The 23976-nt window shown below is 76.0% G+C and carries 24 protein-coding genes; 12 read left to right on the plus strand and 12 right to left on the minus strand.

Annotated elements, in window-relative coordinates; genetic code table 11:
* Positions 1–69 precede the first annotated feature (69 nt).
* The gene (locus RMN56_RS03125; RefSeq protein WP_313722343.1) at positions 70–1218 is read left to right on the plus strand and encodes an RsbRD N-terminal domain-containing protein; all 1149 of its coding nucleotides are present in this window, start codon (positions 70–72) and stop codon (positions 1216–1218) included.
* A gap of 13 nt (positions 1219–1231) precedes the next feature.
* Here RMN56_RS03125 and RMN56_RS03130 read toward each other — a convergent pair whose 3' ends face one another.
* Positions 1232–1723, minus strand: a complete 492-nt coding sequence (locus tag RMN56_RS03130; RefSeq protein WP_313722344.1) for a potassium channel family protein — start codon at positions 1721–1723, stop codon at positions 1232–1234.
* Between the two features lie 73 nt (positions 1724–1796).
* Here RMN56_RS03130 and RMN56_RS03135 point away from each other — a divergent pair, with 73 nt between their 5' ends.
* From RMN56_RS03135 to RMN56_RS03145, 3 genes are all read left to right on the plus strand, one after another.
* Positions 1797–2249, plus strand: a complete 453-nt coding sequence (locus RMN56_RS03135; RefSeq protein ID WP_313722345.1) for a GNAT family N-acetyltransferase — start codon at positions 1797–1799, stop codon at positions 2247–2249.
* An 18-nt stretch (positions 2250–2267) separates the two neighbouring features.
* Complete coding sequence (locus tag RMN56_RS03140; RefSeq protein WP_313722346.1) at positions 2268–2726, plus strand: hypothetical protein; 459 nt, start codon at positions 2268–2270, stop codon at positions 2724–2726.
* Between the two features lie 75 nt (positions 2727–2801).
* The gene (locus RMN56_RS03145) at positions 2802–3332 is read left to right on the plus strand and encodes a hypothetical protein (protein ID WP_313722347.1); all 531 of its coding nucleotides are present in this window, start codon (positions 2802–2804) and stop codon (positions 3330–3332) included.
* 66 nt (positions 3333–3398) lie between these two features.
* Here the strand turns inward: RMN56_RS03145 and RMN56_RS03150 are convergent, their stop codons facing one another.
* Genes RMN56_RS03150 through RMN56_RS03165 form a run of 4 tightly spaced genes read right to left on the minus strand, consistent with a single transcriptional unit; the run spans position 3399 to position 11011 of the window.
* Positions 3399–4115 (minus strand): ABC transporter ATP-binding protein, encoded by a 717-nt coding sequence (locus tag RMN56_RS03150; RefSeq protein ID WP_313722348.1) that lies wholly within the window; start codon positions 4113–4115, stop codon positions 3399–3401.
* On the minus strand, positions 4115–5104 hold the full coding sequence (locus RMN56_RS03155; RefSeq protein ID WP_313722349.1) for an ABC transporter ATP-binding protein: 990 nt from the start codon (positions 5102–5104) through the stop codon (positions 4115–4117). The genes RMN56_RS03150 and RMN56_RS03155 overlap by 1 nt, the downstream gene beginning before the upstream one ends.
* Before the next feature lies 1 nt (position 5105).
* A complete protein-coding gene (locus RMN56_RS03160) occupies positions 5106–7829 on the minus strand; it encodes an FtsX-like permease family protein (protein WP_313722350.1) in 2724 nt (907 codons plus the stop codon).
* Positions 7826–11011 carry an FtsX-like permease family protein gene (locus RMN56_RS03165; protein ID WP_313722351.1) on the minus strand — a complete coding sequence of 1062 codons (3186 nt, stop codon included), beginning with the start codon at positions 11009–11011 and terminating at the stop codon, positions 7826–7828. Before RMN56_RS03165 ends, RMN56_RS03160 begins: the two co-directional genes overlap by 4 nt.
* Before the next feature lie 125 nt (positions 11012–11136).
* Here RMN56_RS03165 and RMN56_RS03170 point away from each other — a divergent pair, with 125 nt between their 5' ends.
* Entirely contained in the window at positions 11137–11421 is a 285-nt protein-coding gene (locus RMN56_RS03170) for a hypothetical protein (RefSeq protein WP_313722352.1), read from the plus strand.
* Positions 11422–11425: 4 nt separating this feature from the next.
* Here RMN56_RS03170 and ligD read toward each other — a convergent pair whose 3' ends face one another.
* Entirely contained in the window at positions 11426–12454 is a 1029-nt protein-coding gene (ligD, locus tag RMN56_RS03175; RefSeq protein WP_313722353.1) for a non-homologous end-joining DNA ligase, read from the minus strand.
* 47 nt (positions 12455–12501) lie between these two features.
* Here ligD and msrB point away from each other — a divergent pair, with 47 nt between their 5' ends.
* Together msrB and RMN56_RS03185 are read left to right on the plus strand one after the other, a co-directional pair.
* Positions 12502–12912: a peptide-methionine (R)-S-oxide reductase MsrB gene (gene msrB, locus RMN56_RS03180; RefSeq protein WP_313722354.1), complete on the plus strand. Its 411-nt coding sequence runs from the start codon at positions 12502–12504 to the stop codon at positions 12910–12912.
* 36 nt (positions 12913–12948) lie between these two features.
* Entirely contained in the window at positions 12949–13320 is a 372-nt protein-coding gene (locus tag RMN56_RS03185) for a hypothetical protein (RefSeq protein ID WP_313722355.1), read from the plus strand.
* A gap of 7 nt (positions 13321–13327) precedes the next feature.
* Here the strand turns inward: RMN56_RS03185 and RMN56_RS03190 are convergent, their stop codons facing one another.
* Positions 13328–13603: an isoamylase early set domain-containing protein gene (locus RMN56_RS03190; RefSeq protein ID WP_313722356.1), complete on the minus strand. Its 276-nt coding sequence runs from the start codon at positions 13601–13603 to the stop codon at positions 13328–13330.
* A 157-nt stretch (positions 13604–13760) separates the two neighbouring features.
* On the opposite strand from RMN56_RS03190, the gene RMN56_RS03195 reads away from it, so the two are divergent.
* From RMN56_RS03195 to RMN56_RS03205, 3 genes are all read left to right on the plus strand, one after another.
* A complete protein-coding gene (locus tag RMN56_RS03195) occupies positions 13761–14021 on the plus strand; it encodes a metallothionein (protein ID WP_313722357.1) in 261 nt (86 codons plus the stop codon).
* 30 nt (positions 14022–14051) lie between these two features.
* Positions 14052–14501: a GNAT family N-acetyltransferase gene (locus RMN56_RS03200; RefSeq protein ID WP_313722358.1), complete on the plus strand. Its 450-nt coding sequence runs from the start codon at positions 14052–14054 to the stop codon at positions 14499–14501.
* 128 nt (positions 14502–14629) lie between these two features.
* Positions 14630–15739 carry a lytic polysaccharide monooxygenase auxiliary activity family 9 protein gene (locus RMN56_RS03205; RefSeq protein ID WP_313722359.1) on the plus strand — a complete coding sequence of 370 codons (1110 nt, stop codon included), beginning with the start codon at positions 14630–14632 and terminating at the stop codon, positions 15737–15739.
* Between the two features lie 46 nt (positions 15740–15785).
* Here RMN56_RS03205 and hemQ read toward each other — a convergent pair whose 3' ends face one another.
* Genes hemQ through hemE form a run of 3 tightly spaced genes read right to left on the minus strand, consistent with a single transcriptional unit; the run spans position 15786 to position 18998 of the window.
* The gene (gene hemQ, locus RMN56_RS03210; RefSeq protein ID WP_313722360.1) at positions 15786–16487 is read right to left on the minus strand and encodes a hydrogen peroxide-dependent heme synthase; all 702 of its coding nucleotides are present in this window, start codon (positions 16485–16487) and stop codon (positions 15786–15788) included.
* The gene (gene hemG / locus RMN56_RS03215) at positions 16484–17893 is read right to left on the minus strand and encodes a protoporphyrinogen oxidase (protein ID WP_313722361.1); all 1410 of its coding nucleotides are present in this window, start codon (positions 17891–17893) and stop codon (positions 16484–16486) included. Before hemG ends, hemQ begins: the two co-directional genes overlap by 4 nt.
* Positions 17894–17906: 13 nt before the next feature.
* Positions 17907–18998 carry a uroporphyrinogen decarboxylase gene (hemE, locus tag RMN56_RS03220; protein ID WP_313722362.1) on the minus strand — a complete coding sequence of 364 codons (1092 nt, stop codon included), beginning with the start codon at positions 18996–18998 and terminating at the stop codon, positions 17907–17909.
* 191 nt (positions 18999–19189) lie between these two features.
* On the opposite strand from hemE, the gene RMN56_RS03225 reads away from it, so the two are divergent.
* On the plus strand, positions 19190–19762 hold the full coding sequence (locus RMN56_RS03225) for a DUF3000 domain-containing protein (protein WP_313722363.1): 573 nt from the start codon (positions 19190–19192) through the stop codon (positions 19760–19762).
* An 81-nt stretch (positions 19763–19843) separates the two neighbouring features.
* Here the strand turns inward: RMN56_RS03225 and RMN56_RS03230 are convergent, their stop codons facing one another.
* Positions 19844–20749: a hypothetical protein gene (locus RMN56_RS03230; RefSeq protein ID WP_313722364.1), complete on the minus strand. Its 906-nt coding sequence runs from the start codon at positions 20747–20749 to the stop codon at positions 19844–19846.
* 124 nt (positions 20750–20873) lie between these two features.
* Positions 20874–22415: a S1C family serine protease gene (locus tag RMN56_RS32600; protein WP_376787268.1), complete on the minus strand. Its 1542-nt coding sequence runs from the start codon at positions 22413–22415 to the stop codon at positions 20874–20876.
* A gap of 220 nt (positions 22416–22635) precedes the next feature.
* On the opposite strand from RMN56_RS32600, the gene RMN56_RS03240 reads away from it, so the two are divergent.
* Positions 22636–23958 (plus strand): ribonuclease D, encoded by a 1323-nt coding sequence (locus RMN56_RS03240; protein ID WP_313722365.1) that lies wholly within the window; start codon positions 22636–22638, stop codon positions 23956–23958.
* Positions 23959–23976: the final 18 nt, after the last annotated feature.

A 23976-nucleotide genomic window follows, 5' to 3' on the forward strand; every position in this document is an offset into this window, starting at 1 on the left:
TAGGGACCGGACGCCAACGCCCGGCCGGCCCGGTTGTGCCGCGACGACAACGGGAGGCGGCGGAAGCCGATGACCCGGACCGGGAGCGCACCTTCCTTCGGCGCGCTGCTGCGCGACCTGGCCGCCGACCCGGTCGCCGTAGGGGAGGTGGTCGGGGCCGCCCGCGCGCACTCCCCCGAGGTGGCCCGGCTCCCGCCCGCGGAGGTCCACCGCCAGGTTGTCCTCCTGCTCACCAGCGGGCTCGGCGCGCTGGAGCGGCGGGAGGACCCGGGTGAGCGCGACTTCACCGAGGCGCGCCGACTGGGCGCCGACCGGGCCGCGCAGGGTGTCTCCGTGGCGGGGCTGCTGTGCGGCGTGCAGGGCGGTCGGGACCGGGCCGTGGAGCTGGTGGTCCGGCACGGGCGGGCGGCGGGGATCCCCGACGAGGTGCTGCTGGAGGGGCTGCTCACCATCGGCCGGTACGCCGCGGCCGTGGAACGCGCCGTGGTCGACGGTCACCGGGCGGCCGAGCGCGAGCTGGCCGCCACCGGCGCGCCGGCCCGCGCCCGGCTGCTGCGCCGGCTGCTGCTGGGCGGGCCGGCGGGCGTGCCGCCGGCCGAGCTGGCCCGGTTCGGGCTGCGCCCGGACGGGCGCTACCACTGCCTCGTGGCCGAGCAGCCCGACCCGGTCCGGGCGCACGCGCTGCACCGGCAGTTCGCCGGGTGCGGCGGGGTGCTCGGCACGGTCGAGGACCGGCTGGCCGGTCTCACCCCCCGGCTCCCGGCCGCCGGCCCGGTCGACCTGCTGGTGGTGGTCGCCCCGGTCCGGCCGCTGGACCGGACCCCGGCCATGTACGCGCTCTGCGCGGCCGCCCTGCGCACGGCGGCGCACCGGCGGCTGCGCGGCCTGCACCTGGTGACGGACCTCGCCGTCCCGACCGCGCTGGCCGCCCAGCCGGCCCTCGCCGAGCTGCTCCGGGGCGTGCTGCTCGGCGGCCTCGACCCGGCCGACGAGTTCCACCGGGAGCTGGCCACGACCGCGCTGGCCTGGCTGGACCACGGCCAGCGGCTGGACCAGACCGCCGCCGGACTGCACGTCCACCCGAACACCGTGCGCTACCGGCTGCGCCGGCTGCGGGAGCTCACCGGCGGGCCGCCGGTCGAGGAGGGCGCGCGGTGCCCGGTACCGGAGACCGTCCGCTGGTGGTGGGCGCTGCGTACCTGGCTCGACCGGCCCTGACGGCCGGCCGTGCTCACCGGGTCCGGCGGCGCCGGCGCCGTCGTTCCCAGGGCGGGGTCGGGCTGGCCGGTTCGGGGCGTCCCAGCTCGGGCACCTCGATGCCCTGCCGGGCGGCCATCTCCTCCACCAGCGCCCGCAGGCGCCGCACGTCCGCCTTCAGCTCCTCCTGCTCGGCGTGCTCGAAGGCGTCGTCGTCCACGATCAGCCGGCTGGCGAAGTGTGCGGTGATCAGCGGGATGACCAGCAGCACCATGGTGGAGATGAGCAGCGCGGCGAGGAAGCGCCCGGCGAGGGAGGTCGGGGAGATGTCGCCGTAGCCGACGGTGGACGCGGTCACCACGGCCCACCAGATCGAGTCCGCCGCGTTCTTGTGCTCGGCCTGGCTGTACAGCACGCCGGCCACCATGATCATGAGCAGGTACGAGGTGATCAGCGTGCGGGGCGAGTTGGCGAACCAGACCAGGCCCCGGTAGATCCACCGGAACGGCAGCAGCAGGTCGTCCATGGCGCACATGCTGCCCGGTGCCGGCAACCGGCGCGACCGCATCGCCGGGCGTGACTGTGCGAGGCTGCCCGGCATGACCGACGTGATCTTCCGGGAGGCCGTCCGGGCCGACCTGCCCGCCGTCATCGCCCTGCTCGCCGACGACGTGCTCGGCAAGGCCCGCGACTTCACCGAGGTGGACGAGGCGTACGAGCGGGCGTTCGCCGCCATCGACGCCGACCCGCGCAACCACCTGGTCGTCGCGGAGACCGGCGGCGAACTGGTCGGCTGCATGCAGATCACCTACATCCCGGGGCTGGGCCGGCACGGCGCCGAGCGGTCCCTCATCGAGTCGGTCCGGGTCCGCTCCGACCTGCGCGGCCGGGGGCTGGGCCGGGAGATGATGGTGTGGGCGATCGACCGGGCCCGGGAGCGGGGCTGCGCGCTGGTGCAGCTCACCACCGACAAGAGCCGCGCCGACGCGCACCGCTTCTACCGCAACCTCGGCTTCGTGGCCAGCCACGAGGGCATGAAGCTGGCCCTCTGACGAGGTAGCTTGGCGGCGATGGCCACATTCGGTGCTCCGTTGTCCCGCCGACGGCGGCTCGGGGCCGCCCTGCTCGGCGCCGGCCTGCTCGCCGTCCTCACCACCGCGGCGTTCCCGGCCTGGCACACCGTCTACCCGGACCGGGTCGCGCTGCGGCCCGGTTCGCAGCTGCTGTGGATCGCGCTGCCCTGGGCGCTGGTGTGCGGGCTGGTCGCCGTGGTCTCGCTGGCCCGGGTGGGCCCGTCCCGCTCGCTGTGGCGCGATGTCAGCCGCGGGCTCCTGATCTCGACCGTGCTCGGCGGCGGCGCCCTCACCGCCGCCTGGTGGTACCTGTCCGCCACCGATTCGTACCGGATCGAGGACGGGATGTTGTCGACAGGCCCCGGCGCGGGGACGCTGTTGGCCCTGCTCGGCTGCCTGCTTGTCCCGTTGGCGGGAGCGCTGCCGGACGATCCCTCCCCGGCTCGGGGGAGCTGATTCCCCGGTCGGGGGGAGGACCCGGGCCGGACCGCTCGGCAGGCTGGAGGGCAGTTTCCAGCACCGGGAGGTCAGATGACCAGCGCCACCGTGTCCGGCACCGTCCACTGTCCCGCGGGCCGGCCCGTGCCGGCCTGGGCGGTTCGCGTCGCCCACCTGATCCCGTTGGTCGTGCTGCCGTCCGGGCTGTGGCGGATCGCCCTGGTCGCCGGCCTGCCGATCGGCGCGTCGGTCGATCCCGGCCTCGGTGAGAGCCTCTACATCGTCTCGCTGAGCCTGGTCTCGGAGGGGTTGGCGCTTCTCGCGCTCGGCCTGGTCCGCCCGTGGGGCGAGGTGTTCGCGAGCTGGCTACCGCTGGTCGGGGGCCGGCGGGTGCCGCCCCGGTTCGCGGTCACGGCCGCTACCACCGGCGCCACCGCGCTCACGCTGATCTGGGGCTACGCCGCCTGGGGCGTGGTCGTGCAGGGCAACGACCTCGCCTTCACCACACCCGGCTTCACCCTCCTGCTGGCGTGCTATTCCCCCCTCCTCCTCTGGGGCCCCCTCCTCCTGGCCCTCACCTGGTCCTACCACCGCCGCCACCCCGCCCCACCCCGTCGATCATGAGATTGGCGGCGCGACACGCCGTGTCCGACTGCCGTCAACCTCATGATCAACGAGGCGCGGGGTGGGTCAGTCCGGGAGGAGGCGGCCGTCGCGGAGGGTCAGGGTGCGGTCGGCCATGTCGATCAGGGCCGGGTCGTGGGTGGCGACCAGGGCGGTCATGCCGCGGGCGTGCACCACCGCCCGGAGCAGGTCCATGATGGACCGGCCGGTCTCCGAGTCGAGCTGGCCGGTCGGCTCGTCGGCGATGAGCAGGTCCGGCTCGTTGGCCAGCGCCCGGGCCACCGCCACCCGCTGCTGCTGGCCACCGGACAGCTCGTACGGGCGCTGCGCGGCGTGCCCGCCCAGGCCGACCAGCTCCAGCAGCACAGCCACCCGCTGCTCCCGCTCGGCGGCCGGCAGCTTGGCCAGCCGCAGCGGCACCCCGACGTTCTCCGCCGCCGACAGGATCGGCACCAGGCCGAAGGTCTGGAAGATGAACCCGACGGTGCCCCGGCGCAGCGCCAGCAGCTCCCGCTCGCTCGCGGTCGTGACCTCGTGGCCGGCCACCCGCACCCGCCCGCTGTCCGGCCGGTCCAACCCGCCGACCAGGTTCAGCAGGGTGGTCTTGCCGGCGCCGGAGCGGCCCCGGACCGCGACCAGCTCACCCCGGCCGGCCACGAAGGAGACGTCCCGTACGGCGTGGACGGCGTGCTCGCCCCTGCCGAAGGTGCGGCTCACCCTCTCCACCCGGACCACCTCGTCGACGGCGACGCGGGCCGGCGCCACGGTCAGCTGCTCGGTCATCACTCACTCTCCTCGTCGTGCGCCCGGTCGCCCGGCCGCACCTGGACGTGGTCGGGTTCCAGGTTGAGCCGGACCCGGTCGCGCAGGGACAGGCTGTCCACGAAGGACGCCGGCAGCTGCATGCGGCCGGTCCGGTCGAGCACCGCGTACTCCTCGCTGACCAGCTCCGTGCTGCCGTCGGCGGCGACCCGGGCGGTGCGGCGTACCTCGGAGGCGGTCCGGCCGTCGCGGATGGCGACCGTGCGGCGGACCTGACCGGCCACGGCCTGGTCGTGGGTGACCACCACGATGGTGACGCCCAGCTCGGCGTTGATGGTGCGCAGCGCGGCGAAGACCTCGGCGCCGGTGGCCTCGTCCAGCTCACCGGTCGGCTCGTCGGCGAAGAGCACCTCCGGGTCGTTGGCCACCGCCACGGCCACCGCGCAGCGCTGCTGCTCGCCGCCGCTCAGCTGGCCCGGCCGGCGGTCCGCGCAGTAGCCGACCCCGACCATGTCGAGCAGCTGGCGGGCCCGTTCCCGCCGGGCCCGCCGGGAACGGCCACCGGCCAGCTTCATCGGCAGCTCGACGTTCTCCAGCGCGGTCAGGTACGGCAGCAGGTTCCGGCCGGTCTGCTGCCAGACGAAGCCGACCATCTGGCGCCGGTAGGCGAGCCGGCGCCGGTTCGACAGGGCGAGCAGGTCGTATTCGGCGACCCGGGCGATGCCGGCGGTCGGGGTGTCCAGCCCGGAGAGGATGTTCAGCAGGGTGGACTTGCCGGACCCGGAGGCGCCGACGATCGCCACCAGCTCACCCCGGTCGATGACCAGGTCGAGGCCCTGGAGGGCGACGACCTCCACCCCCTCGGTCTTGAAGATGCGGACCAGCCCGTCGCAGACGATGTGCCCGCGCAGCCGGTCCCGCCCGCCGGCCCGTTCGGCGGCGCGCTCCGCGGCGCGCTGCTGAAGGGCAGCCAGGTCCGGTACGGCCGACGCCTCGGCGATCGCGGTCATCTCAGCTCTCCTCTCCGAGCCGGAGCGCCTCGCCGAGGCGCATCCGACGGTTGTTCAGGGTCTCGACGGCGACGGCGAAGCCGAGGGCCACCACGGCGAGGCCCAGCACCCCGGCCACCAGGCCGGGTTCGAAACGTGCCCGCACGGCCATCCCGCCGGTGAAGGCGGACAGGCCGAGCACGGGGGTGAGCAGCACCGGCAGCAGCGCGCCGACCACCGCGCCGGTGAGCACGGAGACCAGCACGAGCGGGGTCAGCTCCACCAGCAGCAGACCGCGCCACTGCCGGCGGGACAGGCCCATGGTGCGCAGCCGGGACAGCACCTGACCGCGTCCGCGCGCCCCGGCCAGCACCGCGAAGGCCAGCGCGAACAGGCCCAGCACGGCCCCGCCGGCCGCGCCGATGGTGAAGCCGAAGACGAGCAGCCCGTTCACCCCGCTGCCGCCCAGCTCGGCGCGGACCGCCGACCGGGTGGTGACGGTGGGCTGGGTGGGTCGCTCCCCGCCGGTCACCACCCCGGTGCGCTGGTAGCGCTCCTGCCCCTCGGTGGCCACCCGGGCCACCGAGGCCGGGTCGACCCGGTCGCCAGCCAGCAGGAAGCCGGTGGGCGCGAGCGGGTGCAGAGCGTCCGCGGGCAGCGCCGGCCAGGGCAGCACCACGAACCGGGTCACGCTCCGGTCGACCAGCACGAACTCGTCGACGGTCGCGGCGGTGCGCACGGGGAACCGGTTGCCCTGCACGTCCAGCCAGGCGGGGCGCCGGCCGGCCGGGTCGGCCAGCCCGGCGTCGGTGAGCTCGTCGGCGAGCGCCGGGGAGACCAGCGCCGGCAGCGGGGTGGTGCCGTCGCCGGTGGCGCGCAGCGGGTCGGGGACGGTCACCGGGACGCCCGCGCGGCGGGCCACCTCGGCGAACCGGGCGCCGTCGACCAGCAGCACCCGGGCGTCGCCCACTTCGGCGAACCGGCCGGCCTGGTCGGCGTACGGGCGCTGGCCGGCCTCGACCAGCAGCGGGGTGACCGCGCGGACGCCGGGCAGCGCGGCGAGCGCGTCGGTGGTGTCCGGGGCGAACCGGTCCCCGTCGACCCGGACGTCCCCGGGCACGGCGGCCGCGGCGGCGCGGTCCCGGCCGTTCTCGATGCCGGTGGCGACCACCCCGCAGAACGCGGCGGTCGCCACGGACAGCACCACCACGACCAGCGGGCCGGTGGCGGCGGCCCGGCCGGCGCGGGCCGTGCCGAGGAACGCGACGCTCCCCCGGGCGCGGGCGGCGGCCCGGCTGAGCAGCCGCAACGGCCACGGGTAGGCGCGCAGCGCGACCAGCGCGGCGGCGACGGCCAGCAGCACCGGCACCGAGACGAGCAGCGGGTCCACCGTCCCGTCGAGGGTGAGGCCCCGCCGGCGCACCAGGAACGCGCCGAGCGCGGCGACCGCCAGCACGGTCCCCTCGACGGTGAGCCGCACGGCCGGGGACCGGGCGCCGACCAGGTCGCTCCGGCCGCCACCGCCGCGGCCGGCGGTGAGCGCGGCGAGCGGCGGGACCAGGGTGGCCAGCAGCGTGGCGAGCAGCACCCAGCGCAGCTCGGCGCCGCCACCGGGGACCAGCCCGCCGACCAGCCAGCCCACGCCGGCGGCGAGGGGCAGCACCAGCAGCGACTCGGCGAGGCCGCGGCCCAGCACCGCGGTCGTCGCGCCGCCCCGGGCGCGCAGCAGCGCGTACTCGCCCTGGCGGCGGCGGGCGGCGAGGCGGGCGGCGAGCAGGATCAGACCGGCCAGGGTGGCGAGCAGCCCGGCCGCGATGACGGCGAGCAGCGTACGGGCGGCGGCGAGCGACTCGGCGAAGCGGCGCAGCGGGATGTCGACGCCCTGGGTCAGGGTGAGCCCGGCGGGCCGGGTCCGTTCCATCGCGGCGAGCCCGGCCACGGCGGCGGGGAGCTGCCCCGGGCTGAACCGGTCGGGGGCCACCCGGTAGCGCCAGCTGAAGCTGACCGGCCAGCCGGAGGTGGCCGCCGCGTCGAAGGCGGCCTCGGAGGTGTACGCGACGGACAGGAACGGCTTCCCGTCGCCGGTGGGCGCGGCGAGCCGCAGCATCGACGGCAGCGCGTCCCAGATCCCGCCGTGCGGGTCGGTGGGCCGGAAAACGCCGACCAGGGCCACCCGGATGCTCCGCACCGGCTTGCCGCGCTCGTCGAGGACGGACAGGGCGAAGGTGCTGCCGGCGCGGATCCCGAGCCGACCGGCCACGGTGTCGGCGAGGGCCATCTCGACGGTGGCGCCGGCGCCACCGGCCGGCCAGCGCCCGTCGACCAGGGTGGCCGCCTCGGGCAGGCCGGTCACGCTGCGCAGGCTGACGTCGATCAGGCCCTTGTCGGCGCTCAGGGTCGGCCCGGTCAACCGGGTGAACCCGGTCTCCGCGGCGTACCACCGCTCGCCGATGACCTCCCGCACGGCCGTAGGCATGCGCGCCTCGAGGGCGTCCAGCTCGGCGGCGCGGGTGGCGGCGACCCGGGAGGCGGTCCGGGGCACGATCATCTGCTCGGTGCTGTAGGTCAGGTCTCGCCGGGCCACCGGCTGGGCGGCCACGTGCTCCCGCAGCCCCTGCCCGGTGAGCCGGTCGACGACCCGGGGCAGGGCGGTGATCAGCAGCGCGGTGACCAGGGTCAGGACGGCGAGCAGCAGGAAGTGCCCCCCGTACGCCCGGACCCGCCGCGGCGCACCTGACGGACTCATCGTTCTCCCCCGATCCGGAGCTGTGCGGCGGCCACCCGGCGGCGGATGCCGGTGGTGATGAGGGCGGCGAAGGCCAGCGCGGCCAGCAGCAGCCCGACGGCGGTCAGCCCGACGGGCGACCACGGCACCGTGAACACCGCCTCGGGCACCGGCCGGCCGGCGGCCGGGGTGAGGATCACCAACGGCACCATGGTGGCCGCGACGCCGGCCCCGACCAGCAGCCCGACGCCGACGCCGATGCCGGCCAGGAACGCCTGTTCGGCGAGGAGCGCGCGGGCCAGGAGCCGGGCGTTCGCGCCGAGCGTGTGCAGCACCGCGAACTCGGTGAGCCGGTGCCGGGTGGTGGCCCAGACGTCGACGGCCAGGCCGACCAGGGCGAGCAGCACGGAGCCGAGCGCGGCGGCGAGCAGCCCGGTGCGGGCGCCCCGCCAGTACGGGTCGCGGGCCGCCTCCGCGGCGACCTGCCGCCGGTCCAGCAGCGTGGTGCCGGGGAACCCGGCCAGCTGCTCCGCCGCGGCGGCGTGCCCGCCGGCGTCGGTGCGCAGCCACCACTCGGCCACCGGCCGGACGGTGCCCTGCTGGCGGAGCAGCAGGTTGGTGGCGGCGGGCAGGTCGAGCAGCACGCCGTCGCCGGCGGTGCCGGGCACGGCGGTCACCTGGCCGACCACCCTCACCGGCAGCGACACCCCGGACAGCTGCAGGGGAACGGTGTCGCCGGTGTGGATGTTCAGCGCCGCGGCGACGCCGGGGGTGACCAGGGCGGGCACCGGCGGGTCGTCGGCGGCGGGCACCACGGCGAACCGGGAGGACGGCTGGCGGGCGAACTCCAGGGCCCCGTCCGGCAGGTCGATCTTGTGGGTGGCGTCGACGGTGGTCGGAGCGACCCGGGCCGGGTCGTGCGGTCCCTGCGCGGTGTCGGTGACCCGCCAGTCCCCGGCGAGGGGCAGCGGCAGCGCCGCACCGGCGGCGTCGGTGAGCCGGAGCCCGTCGATCTTCAGCCGGTAGGTGAAGCCGACCGCCTCCCCGCCGTCGGCCTCGAACCCGGCCAGCCGCAGCGGTGCGCCCCCGGTCGCCGGCAGTGGCACCGCGAAACGCACCGGGTGACCGTCGCCTCCGGCGATGCCGAGCGGCACCCGCCAGGCGGCGCCGGCATCGGTGGCGAGCAGCGCGGACACGGTCAGTTGCGGGTTCGCGAACGGGGTGTCGACCGGGGCACGGACGGTGCCGGCGAGGGCGTGCGCGCCGGCCGGCAGGACCACCCCGGCGGGCGCAGCCCGCCCCTTGACCAGCCGGTCCAGCAGCGCGGCGGTGGACGCCCCGCCGGTCGCGTCATCGAGGGTGAGCATCCCGGTCGCGGCGGCGGCGTCGAGGCTCACCACGCTGGCCGGCCGGTCGTCGCGGCCGAGCCGGACATCGTCCCGCCAGGCCGGCAGCACCCGGTCCAGCCCGGCCGTGGCGGCCAACCGGCCGGCCCGGTCGGTGGGCGCGGCCCCGCTCCGCTCGACCAGCCGCAGGTCCGCGCCGACGGTGTGCCGCGCCTGGTCGCTCTGCGACCGTTCCCAGGAGGCGACCAGCGACCAGGCCAGCGTGCTGCCGCCGACGGCGAGGGCGAGCAGCAGCACCGGGCCGGCGTGCGGCCGGCGGCCGGCCTGCCACATGCCGAACATGGTGGCCGTCCACGGCCGCCGGTCCACGAAGCGTTCGGCGACCCGGGTGGCCGGGGGCAGCAGCCGCAGCGCGATCACCGCGCCGGCCAGCACGCCGATGATGGGCGCGGTGGCGAGCAGCGGGTCGATGCCGAGCCGCCCGCCGGCCCCGGCCAGCGGCGAGGAGTACTGCCGCAACTGGGTCCAGGCGAGCACGGCCAACGCGACCAGGGCCACGTCGACGCTGGCCCGCTGCACGGCCGCGCCCCGGGTGGGACGGGAGCGGGCCGCCATGTCCGCGACGTAGGTGCCGGCCCGGCGCAGCGCCGGCAGCACCATGGCGAGCAGGCAGCCGATCGCGGCGGCCACGGCGACCAGCCAGATCCGGGCCACCCCGCCGTCGGCCAGCCGCAGGTCCCCGCCGAGCCGGTGCACGGCCTGCCCGGTCAGCGCCGGGGCGAGCAGCACGGCCGGGGCCACCACCAGGGTCGCCTCGCGGACGGCGAGTCCGGCGAGCTGGCCGCGGGCGGCGCCACGGGCGCGCAGCAGGGCGGTCTGCCCGCGGCGGTCCTCGTTCAGCAGCGCGGCGACGAGCACCAGCGCGTACCCGCCGAGCACCATGATCAGCAGCAGCGGAGTGAGCAGGGCGGACCGGCCCACCAGGTCCGCCCGGCCGAGCCGGTCGACCAGCCGGTCCAGGTGGCTCACGGTCTGCGTGGAGGAGCCGAGGCCGGTGGCGTCGGGGATCTCCTCGACGACGGTGGCGAGGGCCGCCGTCACCCCGGTCAGCCGGCTCGGCTCGACCACGGCGAGGTCGGGGGCGACCAGCCAGGCGCCCGAGGTCGAACCCGGAAAGGTGCGCGCGAAGTCGGCCGGGTCCAGCGCGAACGGCCCGTACGAGTCGCTCGCCGCGTCGCCCTGGCTGTCGCCCACGCCCGGAGCGAGACGCCAGTACGCGTCGCCCGGATCGCGGGCCCGCCAGGTGCCGGACAGCACCACGGCCCCGGCCCGCTCGGCGCTGCGGTCGTAGAGCGGCACCCGCTCACCGACCCGCAGGCCGAGCTGGCCGGCGATCTTCTCGGGGAGGGTGACCTGCAACGGCGACGCGCCGGGCGCCGGCCACGACCCGCCGGTCAGCTCGGCGTGCGCCGGCAGGTCGGCCAGCGTGGCGAGGTTGGCGAACATCGGGTCGTCGTCGGTGCGGGCCGGCCCGAGGTCCCCGGTCAGCTCCCGACCGGTGCCGTAGCGGGCCGCGGCCACCGAGACCGGGACGCCACCGAGGCCGTCGGCGAACTGGGCGCGGACCGCCCGGTCCCGGTCGGCGTACGCGTTGGCGTCCCGCCCGCCGGAGCCGCTGATCAGCAGGCTGCGCTCCTCGGCCGGGGCGGCGTCCAGCACCGCCCGGGCGCCGGCGCCGACCGCCCGGCGGTTGTAGTCGGAGAGCCCGGTGACCAACGCGACCGCGACCAGGGCCGCGACAGCGGCGGCGAGCAGCAGTCCACGAGCCTCGACCGCCCGCCTCCACACCAGCTTCATCCGACATCCTCCCCTGGCCCCGGTGGGCCGACGACCAGGTAGACCAGTCAGGGGGCGGGAAAGGTTCGCGCGCGTTACGTGATCGTTATCCGCGCCGCTCGCGCCGATCTGCTTCGCTGATCGTCATGGTGACCGAGATCCTGCTCGTCGCGGTCCTGCTGCTGCTCGCCGGTCAGCTGGCCGCGGGCCGTCGGCCCGGCCCCGAGGAATACCGGCTGGCGGAGATCGAGCGGCGGCTGGACCTGGTGATGAGACATCTGGGCGTGACCGACCCCGGCCGCCAGCTGCCCGAGGTGCACGCGCACCTGGCCCGGGGCGAGAAGATCAAGGCGATCGCGGCGTACCGCCGGGCGACCGGCGCGGACCTGCGCACCGCCAAGGCGGCGGTGGAGGCGCTCGCCGGCCGCTGACCGCTCAGGCGCGCGGCCGGTCCCGGTCCTTGGAGGGCTGCACCCGCTTCGGCTCGCCGGGCATCTTCGGGTATTCCGGTGGGTAGGGCATGTCGCCCTGCCCGGCCGCGGCGTCCCGCTCGGCCCACTCCAGCAACGGGGTGATGTCCCACGGGGCGTCGTCGATGCCGGCGTGCGGGTCGCCTCGCTCGGCGAAGCGGGCCGGGACGCTGCCCAGGTGGAGGTCGTCCGGGTCGACGTCGGGCAGCTCGGCCCACTCGACGGGGGTGGAGACGGTGGCCCGCCCGTTGGCCCGCAGCGAGTAGGCGCAGGCGATGGTGCGGTCGCGGGCCATCTGGTTGAAGTCCACGAAGACCCGGGTGCCCCGCTCCTCCTTCCACCAGGCGGTGGTCACCAGCTCGGGGCGGCGCCGTTCCAGCTCGCGGGCCAGCGCGATGGTGGCGCGGCGCACCTCGACGAACGTCCAGCGCGGCTGGATGCGCAGGTAGACGTGCACGCCCCGGCCGCCGGAGGTCTTCGGCCAGCCGGTCACGCCCAGCTCGTCGAGCAGCCCGTGCAGCTCACCGGCGGCGGTGGCCGCGTGGGTGAAGTCGGTGCCGGGCTGCGGGTCCAGGTCGATGCGCAGCTCGTCGGGACGGTCGACGTCGGCGGCGCGCACCGGCCACGGGTGGAACACCACGGTGCCCATCTGCGCGGCCCAGGCCACGTGCGCCAGGTCGGCGGGGCACAGCTCGGCGGCCTTCCGGCCGCTGGGGAAGCTGATCTCCGCGGTGGACACCCACGGGGGTACGCCCCGGGCCGGCACCCGCTTCTGGAAGAACGCCTCCCCCTCGATGCCCTCCGGAAAGCGCTGCAGGGTGGTGGGCCGGTCGCGCAGGGCCCGCATGATCCCCTCGCCGACCGACAGGTAGTAGTGGAAGACGTCCGCCTTGGTGAAGCCGCGCTGCGGGAAGATCACCCGGTCGGGGCTGCTCAGCCGTACGGTGTGCCCGGCGACCTCGATCTCCTCGACTGCGGCCTTGCTGCCAGCCATTGGGCGACCCTATGCGATGCCACCGACGGCCGACGTACCGTTGACCGGTGAGTCTTTCCGACAATGAACTGCCCCGCACCGAGGACGAGTGGCGGGTCCGGCTGAGCCCGGAGGAGTTCCGGGTGCTCCGCGAGGCCGGCACCGAGCGGCCCTGGACCGGCGAATACGTCGACACGAAGACCCCCGGCGTCTACCACTGCCGGGCCTGCGGAGCCGAGCTGTTCCGCAGTGAGGACAAGTTCGACTCGCACTGCGGCTGGCCGAGCTTCGACGACGCCATCCCCGGTGCGGTCAAGGAGATCCCCGACAACACCCTCGGGATGCGGCGGGTCGAGATCCGCTGCGCCCGCTGCGACAGCCACCTGGGGCACGTCTTCGAGGGCGAGGGCTTCACCCCGAAGGACACCCGGCACTGCGTGAACTCGATCTCGGTCCGGCTGGAGCCGAAGGGCTCCTGAGACGGCCGTTTGCCCGGCCACGCTACTGATGGGGTCATGCCCCATCTCGACGTACGGCGGCTCGCCGCCGTGGACATGTACGGCTCGGTCGGCTCGCCGGTCCGGCGTTGGGTGATCCTGGCGGAGTTCGTGGTCGGCGTGGTGGGCTGCGTCGCGCTCGGACTCTGGGCGGCGCACGGGGGCGGTCCGGTCCGGACCGCCCTCGGCGTCTACCTGGCGCTGGTCGGCCTGAACTACGTGCCGCTGGCGCTGCACGCGGTCACCCTGAGCCGCCGGGGCGCGCTGGCGCGGGAACTGGCCGGCGTCGACGTCCCCGCCGAACTGCGCCACTACACGCCGCGCCAGCTGTGGATCTTCGTCCCGCTGCTGCCGCTCGTGCTCGCGGTCCGGCAGGCCCGCGGCCGCTGACGGCCGGTCAGAGCCGGAGGGTGCCGCCCCGGTCGTCGACGTGGTCGGCGGACTCGTCGTCCAGCCAGACGCCGCCGGTGGCCAGGTAGCGGAAGCGGTACTCCCCCGGGCCGAGCCGCACCGTCACCGTGCGGGTGCCGTCCCGGCGGGCGACCAGCTCGTGCCGGCCGGGCTGCCAGTCGTTGAAGCAGCCCACGACGCTGACCGTGCCGGGCGGGGTGTCCCGGGGCAGGCAGAAGGTGACCCGGGTCTGGTTGCCGAAGAGCCTGTTGCGCTTGATCAAGGGGGTTCCTCCGAGGTTCGAGGCGGTCACCAGGTCTAACGCGCGACACGCCGGGGGCGACTCGCCGTCGAGCCGGATCAGGTTCGCCGGTTTCGGTTGCCGGGACGTGTCCGCTCGCCGACCCTGGGATGACGGGTCCGTTTTCGGGAGGTTTCGTATGGCTACCTGTGAGGTCTGCGGCAACGACTACTGGATGGCGTTCGAGGTGCGCACGGTCAACGGGGCCACGCACACCTTCGACTCCTTCGAGTGCGCCATCCACAAGATGGCGCCGATCTGCGAGCACTGCCAGATCAAGATCGTCGGGCACGGCGTCGAGGTCTCCGGCCGCTTCTTCTGCAGCGCCCACTGCGCCCGCGCGGTCGAGGGCGACCAGGGCGCCGAGATCCGCGACGCGGTCGGCGCCCGCCCCGCGTAAGCGCTCCGGGGGCGGGCCTACCATCGCGGAATGCCTACCGAGTCCCACCTGGCCGCCTTCGCCGAGCTGGACGCGCGCACCTTCCACGACCTGCTGCGGCTGCGCATCGACGTGTTCGTGGTCGAGCAGGCCTGCCCGTACCCGGAGCTGGACGGCCGCGACGTCGAACCCGGCACCCGGCACCTCTGGCTGACCCGGGACGGCGACGTGGTGGCGTACCTGCGGATCCTGGCCGACCCGGGTGGGGTGGCGCGGATCGGCCGGGTGGTGGTGGCGCCGGCGGCCCGCGGCGCGGGCCTGGCCGGCGCGCTCATGACCGAGGCCCTGGCGGTGGTGGGCGACCGCCCGTGCGTGCTGGAGGCGCAGACCCACCTGGTCGGCTTCTACGCCGGCCACGGCTTCACGGTCAGCGGCCCCGGCTACGTCGAGGACGGGATCCCGCACACGCCGATGCGGCGGGAGGGCCGGGCCGCCGCCTGAGCGGACATTGACGGATACCGCTTTCCTGTGGCAGCGTGCCAACGGAGCCGCCACGCGAGCCGCGGGAGGGGGCAACTCCCGCACCGTCCGGGCGTCGTGCAACCGACATCCCCACCCGGAGGCTCACCATGTCCACTCCGCACCGCCGCCGCGTCCCGATCGTGGCGGCGATCCTGAGCGTCTGCGCGGTCGTCGCGGCGCTGCTCACCACCGCCCTGTCCGGCCCGGCCTCGGCGCACGGGTCGGTGGTCGACCCGGCCTCGCGCAACTACGGCTGCTGGCAGCGCTGGGGTAGCGACTTCCAGAACCCGGCGATGGCCACCCAGGACCCGATGTGCTGGCAGGCCTGGCAGGCCGACCCGAACGCCATGTGGAACTGGAACGGCCTGTTCCGGGAGGGCGTCGCCGGCAACCACCAGGCCGCCATCCCGGACGGCCAGCTGTGCAGCGGCGGGCGCACCGCCAGCGGGCGCTACAACGCCCTCGACACGGTCGGCGCCTGGAAGACCTCGCCGGTGACCACCAACTTCCGGATCAAGCTCTACGACCAGGCCAGCCACGGCGCCGACTACATCCGGGTGTACGTGACGAAGCAGGGCTACAACGCGCTCACCACGCCGCTGCGCTGGAGCGACCTGGAGCTGGTCGGCCAGATCGGCAACACCCCGGCCAGCCAGTGGACGCCGGAGACGCAGGGCGTGTCGATCCAGGTGCCGGCGAACGCGCCGGGCCGGACCGGCCGGCACGTCGTCTACACCATCTGGCAGGCCAGCCACCTGGACCAGTCCTACTACCTGTGCAGCGACGTGGACTTCGGCGGCGGCTCGACCACCCCGCCGACGACGCCGCCGCCCACCACCACCCCGCCCACGACGCCGCCCCCGACCACGACCCCGCCGACGACCACCCCGCCCACGACGCCGAACCCGGCCGGCGCCTGCACGGCGACCTACCGGATCACCGGGCAGTGGAGCGGCGGCTTCCAGGCCGAGGTGCAGGTGACCAACGGCGGTTCACCGGTCCGCGGCTGGTCCGTGAGCTGGAACTACGCCAACGGCCAGCAGGTCAGCTCGGCGTGGAACGCCACGGTGAGCACCAACGGGACGCTGGTCACCGCCCGCAACGTCGCCTACAACGGCACCCTCGCCGCGGGAGCGAGCACCACGTTCGGCTTCGTCGGCTCGTCGGGCGCGAGCAACCCGGTGCCCGGGATCGACTCCTGCACCACGGTCGCCTGACCGCCGTCCGGCCGGGGTCGCCGCTCGCGGCCCCGGCCGGGCACGGTCAGACCAGGCAGGTCACGAAGTCGGCGATCGAGCGGCGGCGGCCCGTGTAGAAGGGGATCTCCTCGCGCACGTGCCGGCGGGCCCCGGAGGCGCGCAGGTCCCGCATCAGGTCGACGATCCGGTGCAGCTCGTCGGCCTCGAAGGCGAGCATCCACTCGTAGTCGCCCAGCGCGAACGAGGCGACCGTGTTGGCCCGCACGTCCGGGTAGCCCCGGGCCATCTTGCCGTGCTCGGCCAGCAGCTCGCGCCGCTCGGCGTCGGGCAGCAGGTACCACTCGTACGACCGGACGAATGGGTAGACGCAGAGGTAGGCGCGGGCCTCCTCGTTGGCCAGGAACGCCGGGATGTGGCTCTTGTTGAACTCGGCCGGCCGGTGCAGCGCCATCTGCGACCAGACGGGGGTCAGCGCCCGGCCCAGCGTCGTGCGCCGGAACCGCAGGTAGGCGTCCTGCAGGGCGTCGCTGGAGGACGAGTGCCACCAGATCATCAGGTCCGCGTCGGCCCGCAGGCCCGCCACGTCGTACGTGCCGCGGATGGTCACGTCCTTGCCGGCCAACTCCTCGAAGAGCGACTCGACCTCGGCCACGACGTTCTCGCGCAGCGACGGGAGGGGGCTGGTGGCCCGGTAGACCGACCACATGGTGTAGCGGATGGTGTCGTTGAGCTCCCGCAGCCGGGCCGCGTTGGTCTGCTCCGTCATGCTGCCGATCCTCCCAGTGCAGTGATGATCTCTTCGGCCGCCGTCTCGCCGGAGCGGACGCAGACCGGGATGCCGACGCCGTCGTAGCCGGCCCCGGCCAGGGCCAGCGTCGGCTGGGCGGCCCGCAGGGCCGCCCGGACCGCCGCCACCCGGCCGAGGTGGCCGGGGGTGTACTGCGGCAGGGCGCCGCCCCACCGCTGCACGTGCTGGGCCGCCGGCGCGGGCAGCGGCGTGCCGAGCACCTTCGACAGCTCCCGGTGCACGGTGGCGACCAGGTCCTCGTCGGTGAGCTGGAGCGAGGCCTCCTCGCCGTACCGGCCCACCGAGGCGCGGACCAGGGCGAGCCCGTCCGGCCGGCGCAGGTGCCCCCACTTCGTGGTGAAGAACGTGGACGCCTTGATGAGCAGCCCCTCGGTGGCGGGCACCAGGAAGCCGGACAGCTCGGGCAGCTCCGGCTCGGGCAGGGCCATGGTGACCAGCGCGACGCTGGCGTAGTCCAGCCCGCCGACGGTCGCCGCGACCTCCGGGGCCGGGCCGGCGAGCAGCCGGGCGGCGGGGCGGGCCGGCACGGCGAGCAGCACGGCGTCGGCCTCGACGACCTCCGCGTCGCGGGTGGGGCCGACGGTGAGGCGCCAGCCGGTCGGGGTGCGGTGCAGCTCGCGCACGGCGGCGTCCCGGCGGATCGTCGCCCCGCTCTCCCGCGCCGCCGCGTCGACCAGCGTGCTCAGCCCGCCGGCCAGGGTGCCGAAGACCGGGGCACCGGGGGCGCGGGGCGCGGCGGCCTGCGCGGCGCGGACGGCACCGACCAGGGTGTGCTCGACCCGGGCCGCGCGGGCCAGCGCCGGCATGGTGGTGACCAGCGACAGGTCGTCGGCCCGGCCGGCGTAGACGCCGCCGAGCATGGGGTCGACCAGCCGGTCCACCACCTCGTCGCCGAACCGGTCGCGGACCAGCGCGCCGACCGACACGTCGGCGTCCGGCGGGAGCAGCGGCGCGCCGCCGTCCCGGTCGGCCGCCGCGGCCGGCCGCGCCACGGCCGCCACCCGGTCCAGATCCCCGGGTACGCCCACCAGGGTGCCGCCCGGGACCGGGCGCAGCCCGCCGTCGACCAGCAGAGCCGCCTGCCCGACGGTGGGGTGGACGATCGCGCCGGCCAGGCCGAGCCGGCGGACCAGGGTCACCACGGCCGACTCCCCGCCGGCCGGGTCGCGCATCAGGAACGACTCGGCGCCGAACTCGACCGGCCCGCCGGCCAGCTCACCGGTGCGCAGCTTGCCGCCGAGGCGGCCGGACTGCTCGTACACGGTGATCTCGGTGCCGGCGGGGGCGCGGTCGCGCAACCGGACGGCGGCGGCCAGCCCGGTGATCCCGCCACCGACGATCGCCACCCGCCACGGTCGCGCCATGGTCGTCCCCTCCCTACGCGGCCGGCCGCGCGGACAGCTCGTGCACCAGCGCGACCACCCGGGTCAGCACGTCGGGGTCGGTCTCCGGCAGCACGCCGTGACCGAGGTTGAACACGTGGCCGGGGGCGGCCCGCCCCTCGTCGAGGATCCGGCGCACCTCGGCCTCCACCACCGGCCACGGTGCGAGCAGCACGGCCGGGTCGAGGTTGCCCTGCACGGCCCGGTCCGGGCCGATCCGGCGGGTCGCCACGTCCAGCGGCGTACGCCAGTCCACGCCGACCACGTCGGCGCCGGCCTCGCCCATCGCGCCGAGCAGCTCCGCCGTGCCCACCCCGAAGTGGATGCGGGGCACGCCCGCGTCGGCCAGGCCGGCGAGCACGTACGCCGAGTGCGGCAGCACGTAGCGGCGGTAGTCCGCCTCGGAGAGCGCCCCGGCCCAGGAGTCGAAGAGCTGCACCGCGGAGACCCCGGCGTCGACCTGCACCCGCAGGAACGCCAGCGTCACCTCGGCGAGCCGATCGCAGAGCGCGTGCCACAGCCCCGGGTCGCCGTACATCAGCGCCTTGGTCTTCGCGTGGGTCCGCGACGGGCCGCCCTCGACCAGGTAGCTGGCCAGGGTGAACGGCGCGCCCGCGAAGCCGATCAGCGGGGTGTCGCCCAGCTCGGCGACGAGCAGCCGCACGGCCTCGTCCACGTACGACACCTCGTCGCGGCCGATCGGGTTGATCCGCTCGACGTCGGCGGCGGTGCGGACCGGTTCGGCCACCACCGGGCCGGTGCCGGGCACGATGTCCAGGTCGACCCCGGCGGCGGCCACCGGCACCACGATGTCGCTGAAGAGGATGGCCGCGTCGACGCCGTGCCGGCGGACCGGCTGGAGGGTGATCTCCCGGACCAGCTCGGGGCGGCGGCAGGAGTCCAGCATCGGCACGTTGGCCCGGATGTCGCGGTACTCCGGCAGCGACCGGCCGGCCTGGCGCATGAACCAGACCGGGGTGTGCGGGCCCGGCTCGCGCCGGCAGGCGCGGACGAAGGGCGAGTCGGCCGGCCCGCCGCGGCGGGATTCTCCGTCTCGGGCGGCAGTGCCCGTGGTGTCGGTGGTCATCGCGGCAATCGTGCCACGCGCCCGGACACCCCCCGCCACCACCGCCGCCTTTTGTGACGTGAAAGGAAGAGGCCCTTGGTGACGCCTGCGGCAGCGACGTGTCCCCTTCTCACGCGATCCCGGCGCAAGATCGGGATGACCGCCCGGCGTGCCGTCACACGGGGCGGCGCGGGGCGGCATAGGCTGCCGTCATGGCCCCCCCGATCGCGCTCCCGGAAGTCTTCGCCCGCGCGGTCGCGGGGCTGCGATCGGTGACATGCCGCCCGGAGATCGTGCTCGAGGAGGTCGGCGCCCCGCAGCGCCTGGCCCCCTACGCGTTCGCGCTCTCCGCCGGCGTGCTGCGCGACGGCGACGAGGTGGCCACCGGACGGCTCATCCTGCTGCACGACCCGGCCGGGCACGAGGCGTGGCAGGGCACCCTGCGGCTGGTCACCTACGTGACCGCCGAGCTGGAGGTCGACCTGGCCAGCGACCCGCTGCTGCCCGGCGTGGGCTGGACCTGGCTGACCGACGCCCTCGACGCGCAGGAGGCGCGTTACCGGGCCATCGGCGGCACCGTCACCCAGACGCTCTCCACCCGGTTCGGCGAGCTGGCCGGGCCGCCCGCCGCGGGCGACATCGAGATCCGCGCCTCCTGGACGCCGCTCGGCGCCGACCTGGCCCCGCACCTGCTCGGCTGGTGCACCCTGCTCGCCTCGACGGCCGGCCTCCCCCCACCCGGCGTCACGGCGCTCCACACCCGCCGCCCCGCCGGCGCCGCCTGACCCCGCGCCCGCCGCGATCGTCGTGCCCGGGCACGACGAGGGCCGCCCCGACCGGTCGGAGCGGCCCGTCGTGAACCCCGGTCAGAGGTAGTTCTCGGCCTCGTCGCAGACCTTGTCCAACCCCTTGTTGGCGGCGTCGAAGGCCGCCTTGTCACCCCGGGACGCCGCCGCGATGGCCGCGGTCAGCTTGTCCAGGCAGTTCCCGATGACCTTCTTCTGGCGGGCCTGCTCGTCCCGGTCGTTCTTGGTGCCGGTCAGGTCCTGCTCGGTGTCGGCGAGCCGGTCGCGGACCGTCTGGAGGTCACCCTTGAGCTTGTCGATCTCCTGCCGGTTCGCGGTGATCGTGCCGTCCCGCTGGCTGACCTGCTGCTCGGCCTTGTGCAGCTTGCCGTTGGTGGTGACGTAGAGGCCGGTCATCACGCCGCCGAGGACCAGGAGCAGCCCGGCGACGATGCCCAGGATCAGGGCGGCCCGCCCCTTGCCGCCACCCGCCGCGGGCGCCCCGTAGGGCGGCGCCGAGCCGGGCGGGGCCGACATGGGGTAACCCGGCGGGGCGGACATGGGCTGCGGGTAGCCGGGCGGGGCCGACATCCGCTGCGGGTAGCCGGGTGCCGAGCCGGCGCCGGAGACCGGCGGGACGGAGGTCGGCGGGGCGGACATGGGCTGCGGGTAGCCCGGCGGGGCCGACATCGGCTGCGGGTAGCCGGGTGCCGAGCCGGCGCCGGAGACCGGCGGGACGGAGGTCGGCGGGGCCGACATGGGCTGCGGGTGGCCCGGCGCGGAGAACGGGGCGCCCGGCGGCCGGACCGGGGCGGCGCCCGGCGCGTACTGCCCGGGCACCGGGGCGGTGGGCTGCGGCAGGGTGGGTTCGGGCTGGGCCGCCTCGTGCTGCGGGGGCTCCGGCTGCGCCCCGTACGGGCTGCCGTAGACGGTGCCCCCCGGCGGCTGGGGCGGGTAGCCGCCCGCTCCGGTCGGTGGCTGGGACATGGTTCTTCCTCCAGGTTTGCTGGTCCCCCGCGGGGTGGCCCGTAGGGCCGGGGTCTGCGGTCGGCGTGGTCGGGGCCACGCCTCGACGGTGCGGTACGCGGTCAAGCCGCCGGCGGCGCGCCGGTCAGCAGAGCTTGAACCGGTCGCACGCGGTCTTGATCGGCACCGCCAGGCCGATGCCCTCGGCGTCCCGGGCCTTGGCGGTGGCGATCCCCACGACCTCCTTCGAGCCGTTGATCACCGGCCCGCCGGAGTTGCCGGGGTTGATCGGCGCGTCGAACTGGATCACCGGACCGGAGCCGCCCTCGTCCTTGCGGAACGCGCTCACCACGCCGGTGGTCACACTGTCCTGGAGGCCGAGCGGTGCGCCGACCACCACGATCTGCTGCCCGGACTTGACCGGGGTACGCGCCGCCACCAGGCCGGTGAACTTCGCGGTGGTGCGCAGGTGGGCGAGGTCCTTGTCCTTGTCGACCTCGACGATGGTCGCCTCGAACCGCTGGTCGGTGCGCTCCAGGAAGACCTTGCGGTCGCCCGCGGTGAACACCGCCTCCACCACGTGGAAGTTGGTGAGCAGCGTGGTGCCGCCGCCGGAGGGAGCCTTGCCGATGGCGAAGGCCGTGCCGGTGAACTGGCCGGCCCGGACCCGGAACACGCTGGGCAGCACCGCGCTCGCCACGGCCTCCGGGTTGAACGCCGACCCGGCCTGCTTCTCCAGGACGCCCGCCCGCTCCTCCAGGCCGTCGAGCCGGCCGGCGGCCGCGCCCTGCGCCTCGGCCAGCCGCCGGTCGGTGGCGGCGAGCCGGTCGTCCAGCCGGTGGATCTGGTACGCCTGCAGGCCCGCCACCAGCGCCAGGATCCCGGCCAGGACGAGCGCCACCACCGGCAGCCGCCGCCCCTGCCCGGACCGCTCGGGCTGCCCGGCGGGCGGCACCGGCAGCGGCCCGCCGGAAGCCTGCCCGGGGTACGCCGGGCCGGACGTGGGCTGACCCGGGTACGCCGGACCGGACGTGGGCTGCCCGGGGTACGCCGGGCCGGACGTGGGCCGACCCGGGTAGGCCGGGCCGGACGTGGGCTGGCCGGGGTAGGCCGGGCCGGACGCCGGGGCCGGTTGTGCGGCGACGTCGGGCTGGCCGGCGAACTGCGCCGGAACGGCGCCCGGCGGTGCGGGCGGCCAGCCGCCGGGGGTGCGCGGAGTCGGTGCGGCCGGGCCGCCCCACTGGCCGCTGTTCGGCGCCGCCGACCACGTGGCCCCGGCACCCGGCTGGCCGGCGCCCGGCGCGCCGGGCGCCGCGCCGAAGCCAGGGGACGCGGAGCCGGAGGCCGCGGGTGCGGAGGCTGCGGGTGCGGGCGCGGAGCCGAAACCGGCGGGCGCGGGACCGGAGGCGGCCGGCGGGGAGCCGAAGCCCGCGCCGGGGGCGGCGGGCGGGGAGCCGTAGGCCGCCCCGGGCCCGGTCGGCGGGAAGCCGTCGGCGGGCGCGCCCGGGAGGCCCGGGGTCGGCGCGGCGGGGTGCCCGGTCGGCTGGCCGGGAACGGTGGCGTGGCCGGTCGGTGGGACGATGCGCGGCGGCAGCGGCCCCGGCCGGTCGGTCCCGGCCCGCTCCGGGGCTGCGGTCTCGTCGCCCCGCGCCGGCACGCCGTCCCCGGCCCCGTAGACGCCCGTCATGATCGCCCTGTCCTCCCCCGTGGCCGCACCGCCGCCCGGCAACCCCTCGCGGCCCGCGGCTCGATGGACCGTACCTGCGTGAACGGGGTTTGTCTCCCCCGGTGTCCGACCCTGCCACCCCGGCGCAACCCGACCCGGTCACGACACCTGTGGGACATCCCCCCGACACGCGCCCGACCGGCTGCGCACACCGGATCGCCCGGCGCACTAGGGTTGTCAGGTGACCGACGAACCACCCCTGCGCCGTCGGGCCGCCGAAAGCCGTACGGAAGAGGCGTCGCCGCATCCGTCCTCGGCCACGCCGGAGCCGGCGGACGCGGGGACCGAACCCATCGCCGGCGGGCCCGTCCCGCTGACCGCCCCGCGCGAGGGCACGCCCGCGCCGGTGGCCACTCCGAGCGAGCTCGACGAGGTCGTGGCCCGCTTCGCGGCCGGCACCGGCCCGGTGGCCCTGGACGCCGAGCGCGCCTCCGGCTACCGCTACAGCCAGCGCGCCTACCTGGTGCAGCTGCGCCGGGCGGGCTCCGGCACGGCGTTGATCGACCCGCTGCCGCTGCCCGACCTGACCCCCCTCGACGGTGTGATCGCCGGGGCGGAGTGGGTGCTGCACGCCGCCAGTCAGGATCTCGCCTGCCTCGCCGAGCTGGGCCTGCGCCCGCGCCGGCTGTTCGACACCGAGCTGGCCGCCCGGCTGGCCGGCTTCGAGCGGGTGGGTCTGGCCGCGCTGACCGAGCAGGTGCTCGGCTACAGCCTGGAGAAGCACCACTCCGCGGCGGACTGGTCGAGCCGGCCGCTGCCGGAGTCCTGGCTGACCTACGCGGCACTGGACGTGGAGCTGCTGGTCGACCTGCGCGACGCGCTCGACGAGGAGTTGACCAAGCAGGGCAAGTCGGGGTGGGCTGCGGAGGAGTTCGCCGCGCTGGTGCGCAACGGCGCCCGCCCGCCCCGGGTGCGCGCCGAGCCGTGGCGCCGCACCTCGGGCATCCACCGGGTGCGTGGCGCGCGGGCCCAGGCCCGGGTGCGCTCGCTCTGGTACGCGCGGGACCAGATCGCCGCACGGCGGGACGCCGCACCGGGCCGGGTGCTGCCCGACTCGGCCATCGTGGCGGCCGCGGAGCTGGACCCGAAGGACGAGAAGACCCTGCTGACCCTTCCCGGTTTCGGTGGCCGTTCGGTGCGCCGGCTGGCGCGTACCTGGCTGGCGGCCCTGGACGACGCGCGTCAGCTGCCGGACGACGCCCTGCCGGTGAACCCGGTGGTGGAGGGTCCGCCGCCGCCGCACCGGTGGGCGGAGCGGGATCCGGTGGCGGCCGGCCGGCTGGCCCGCTGCCGGGAGGTGGTGGTCGGCACGGCCGGTGCCCACAACCTGCCGCCGGAGAACCTGATCGCCCCGGACTTCATCCGCCGCCTGGCCTGGCAGCCCCCCGAGGAGATCACCGACGACACGGTCGCGGAGACCCTGCGCACCTTCGGCGCCCGCGAATGGCAGATCACCCTCCTCCTCCCCGCCCTGACCGAGGCCCTCCACCTCCCGACCTCCTGACGCCCGACCCCAGCGTCG

Origin of the sequence: Micromonospora halotolerans, assembly GCF_032108445.1 — a bacterium.
Classification (GTDB): Bacteria; Actinomycetota; Actinomycetes; order Mycobacteriales; family Micromonosporaceae; genus Micromonospora; species Micromonospora halotolerans.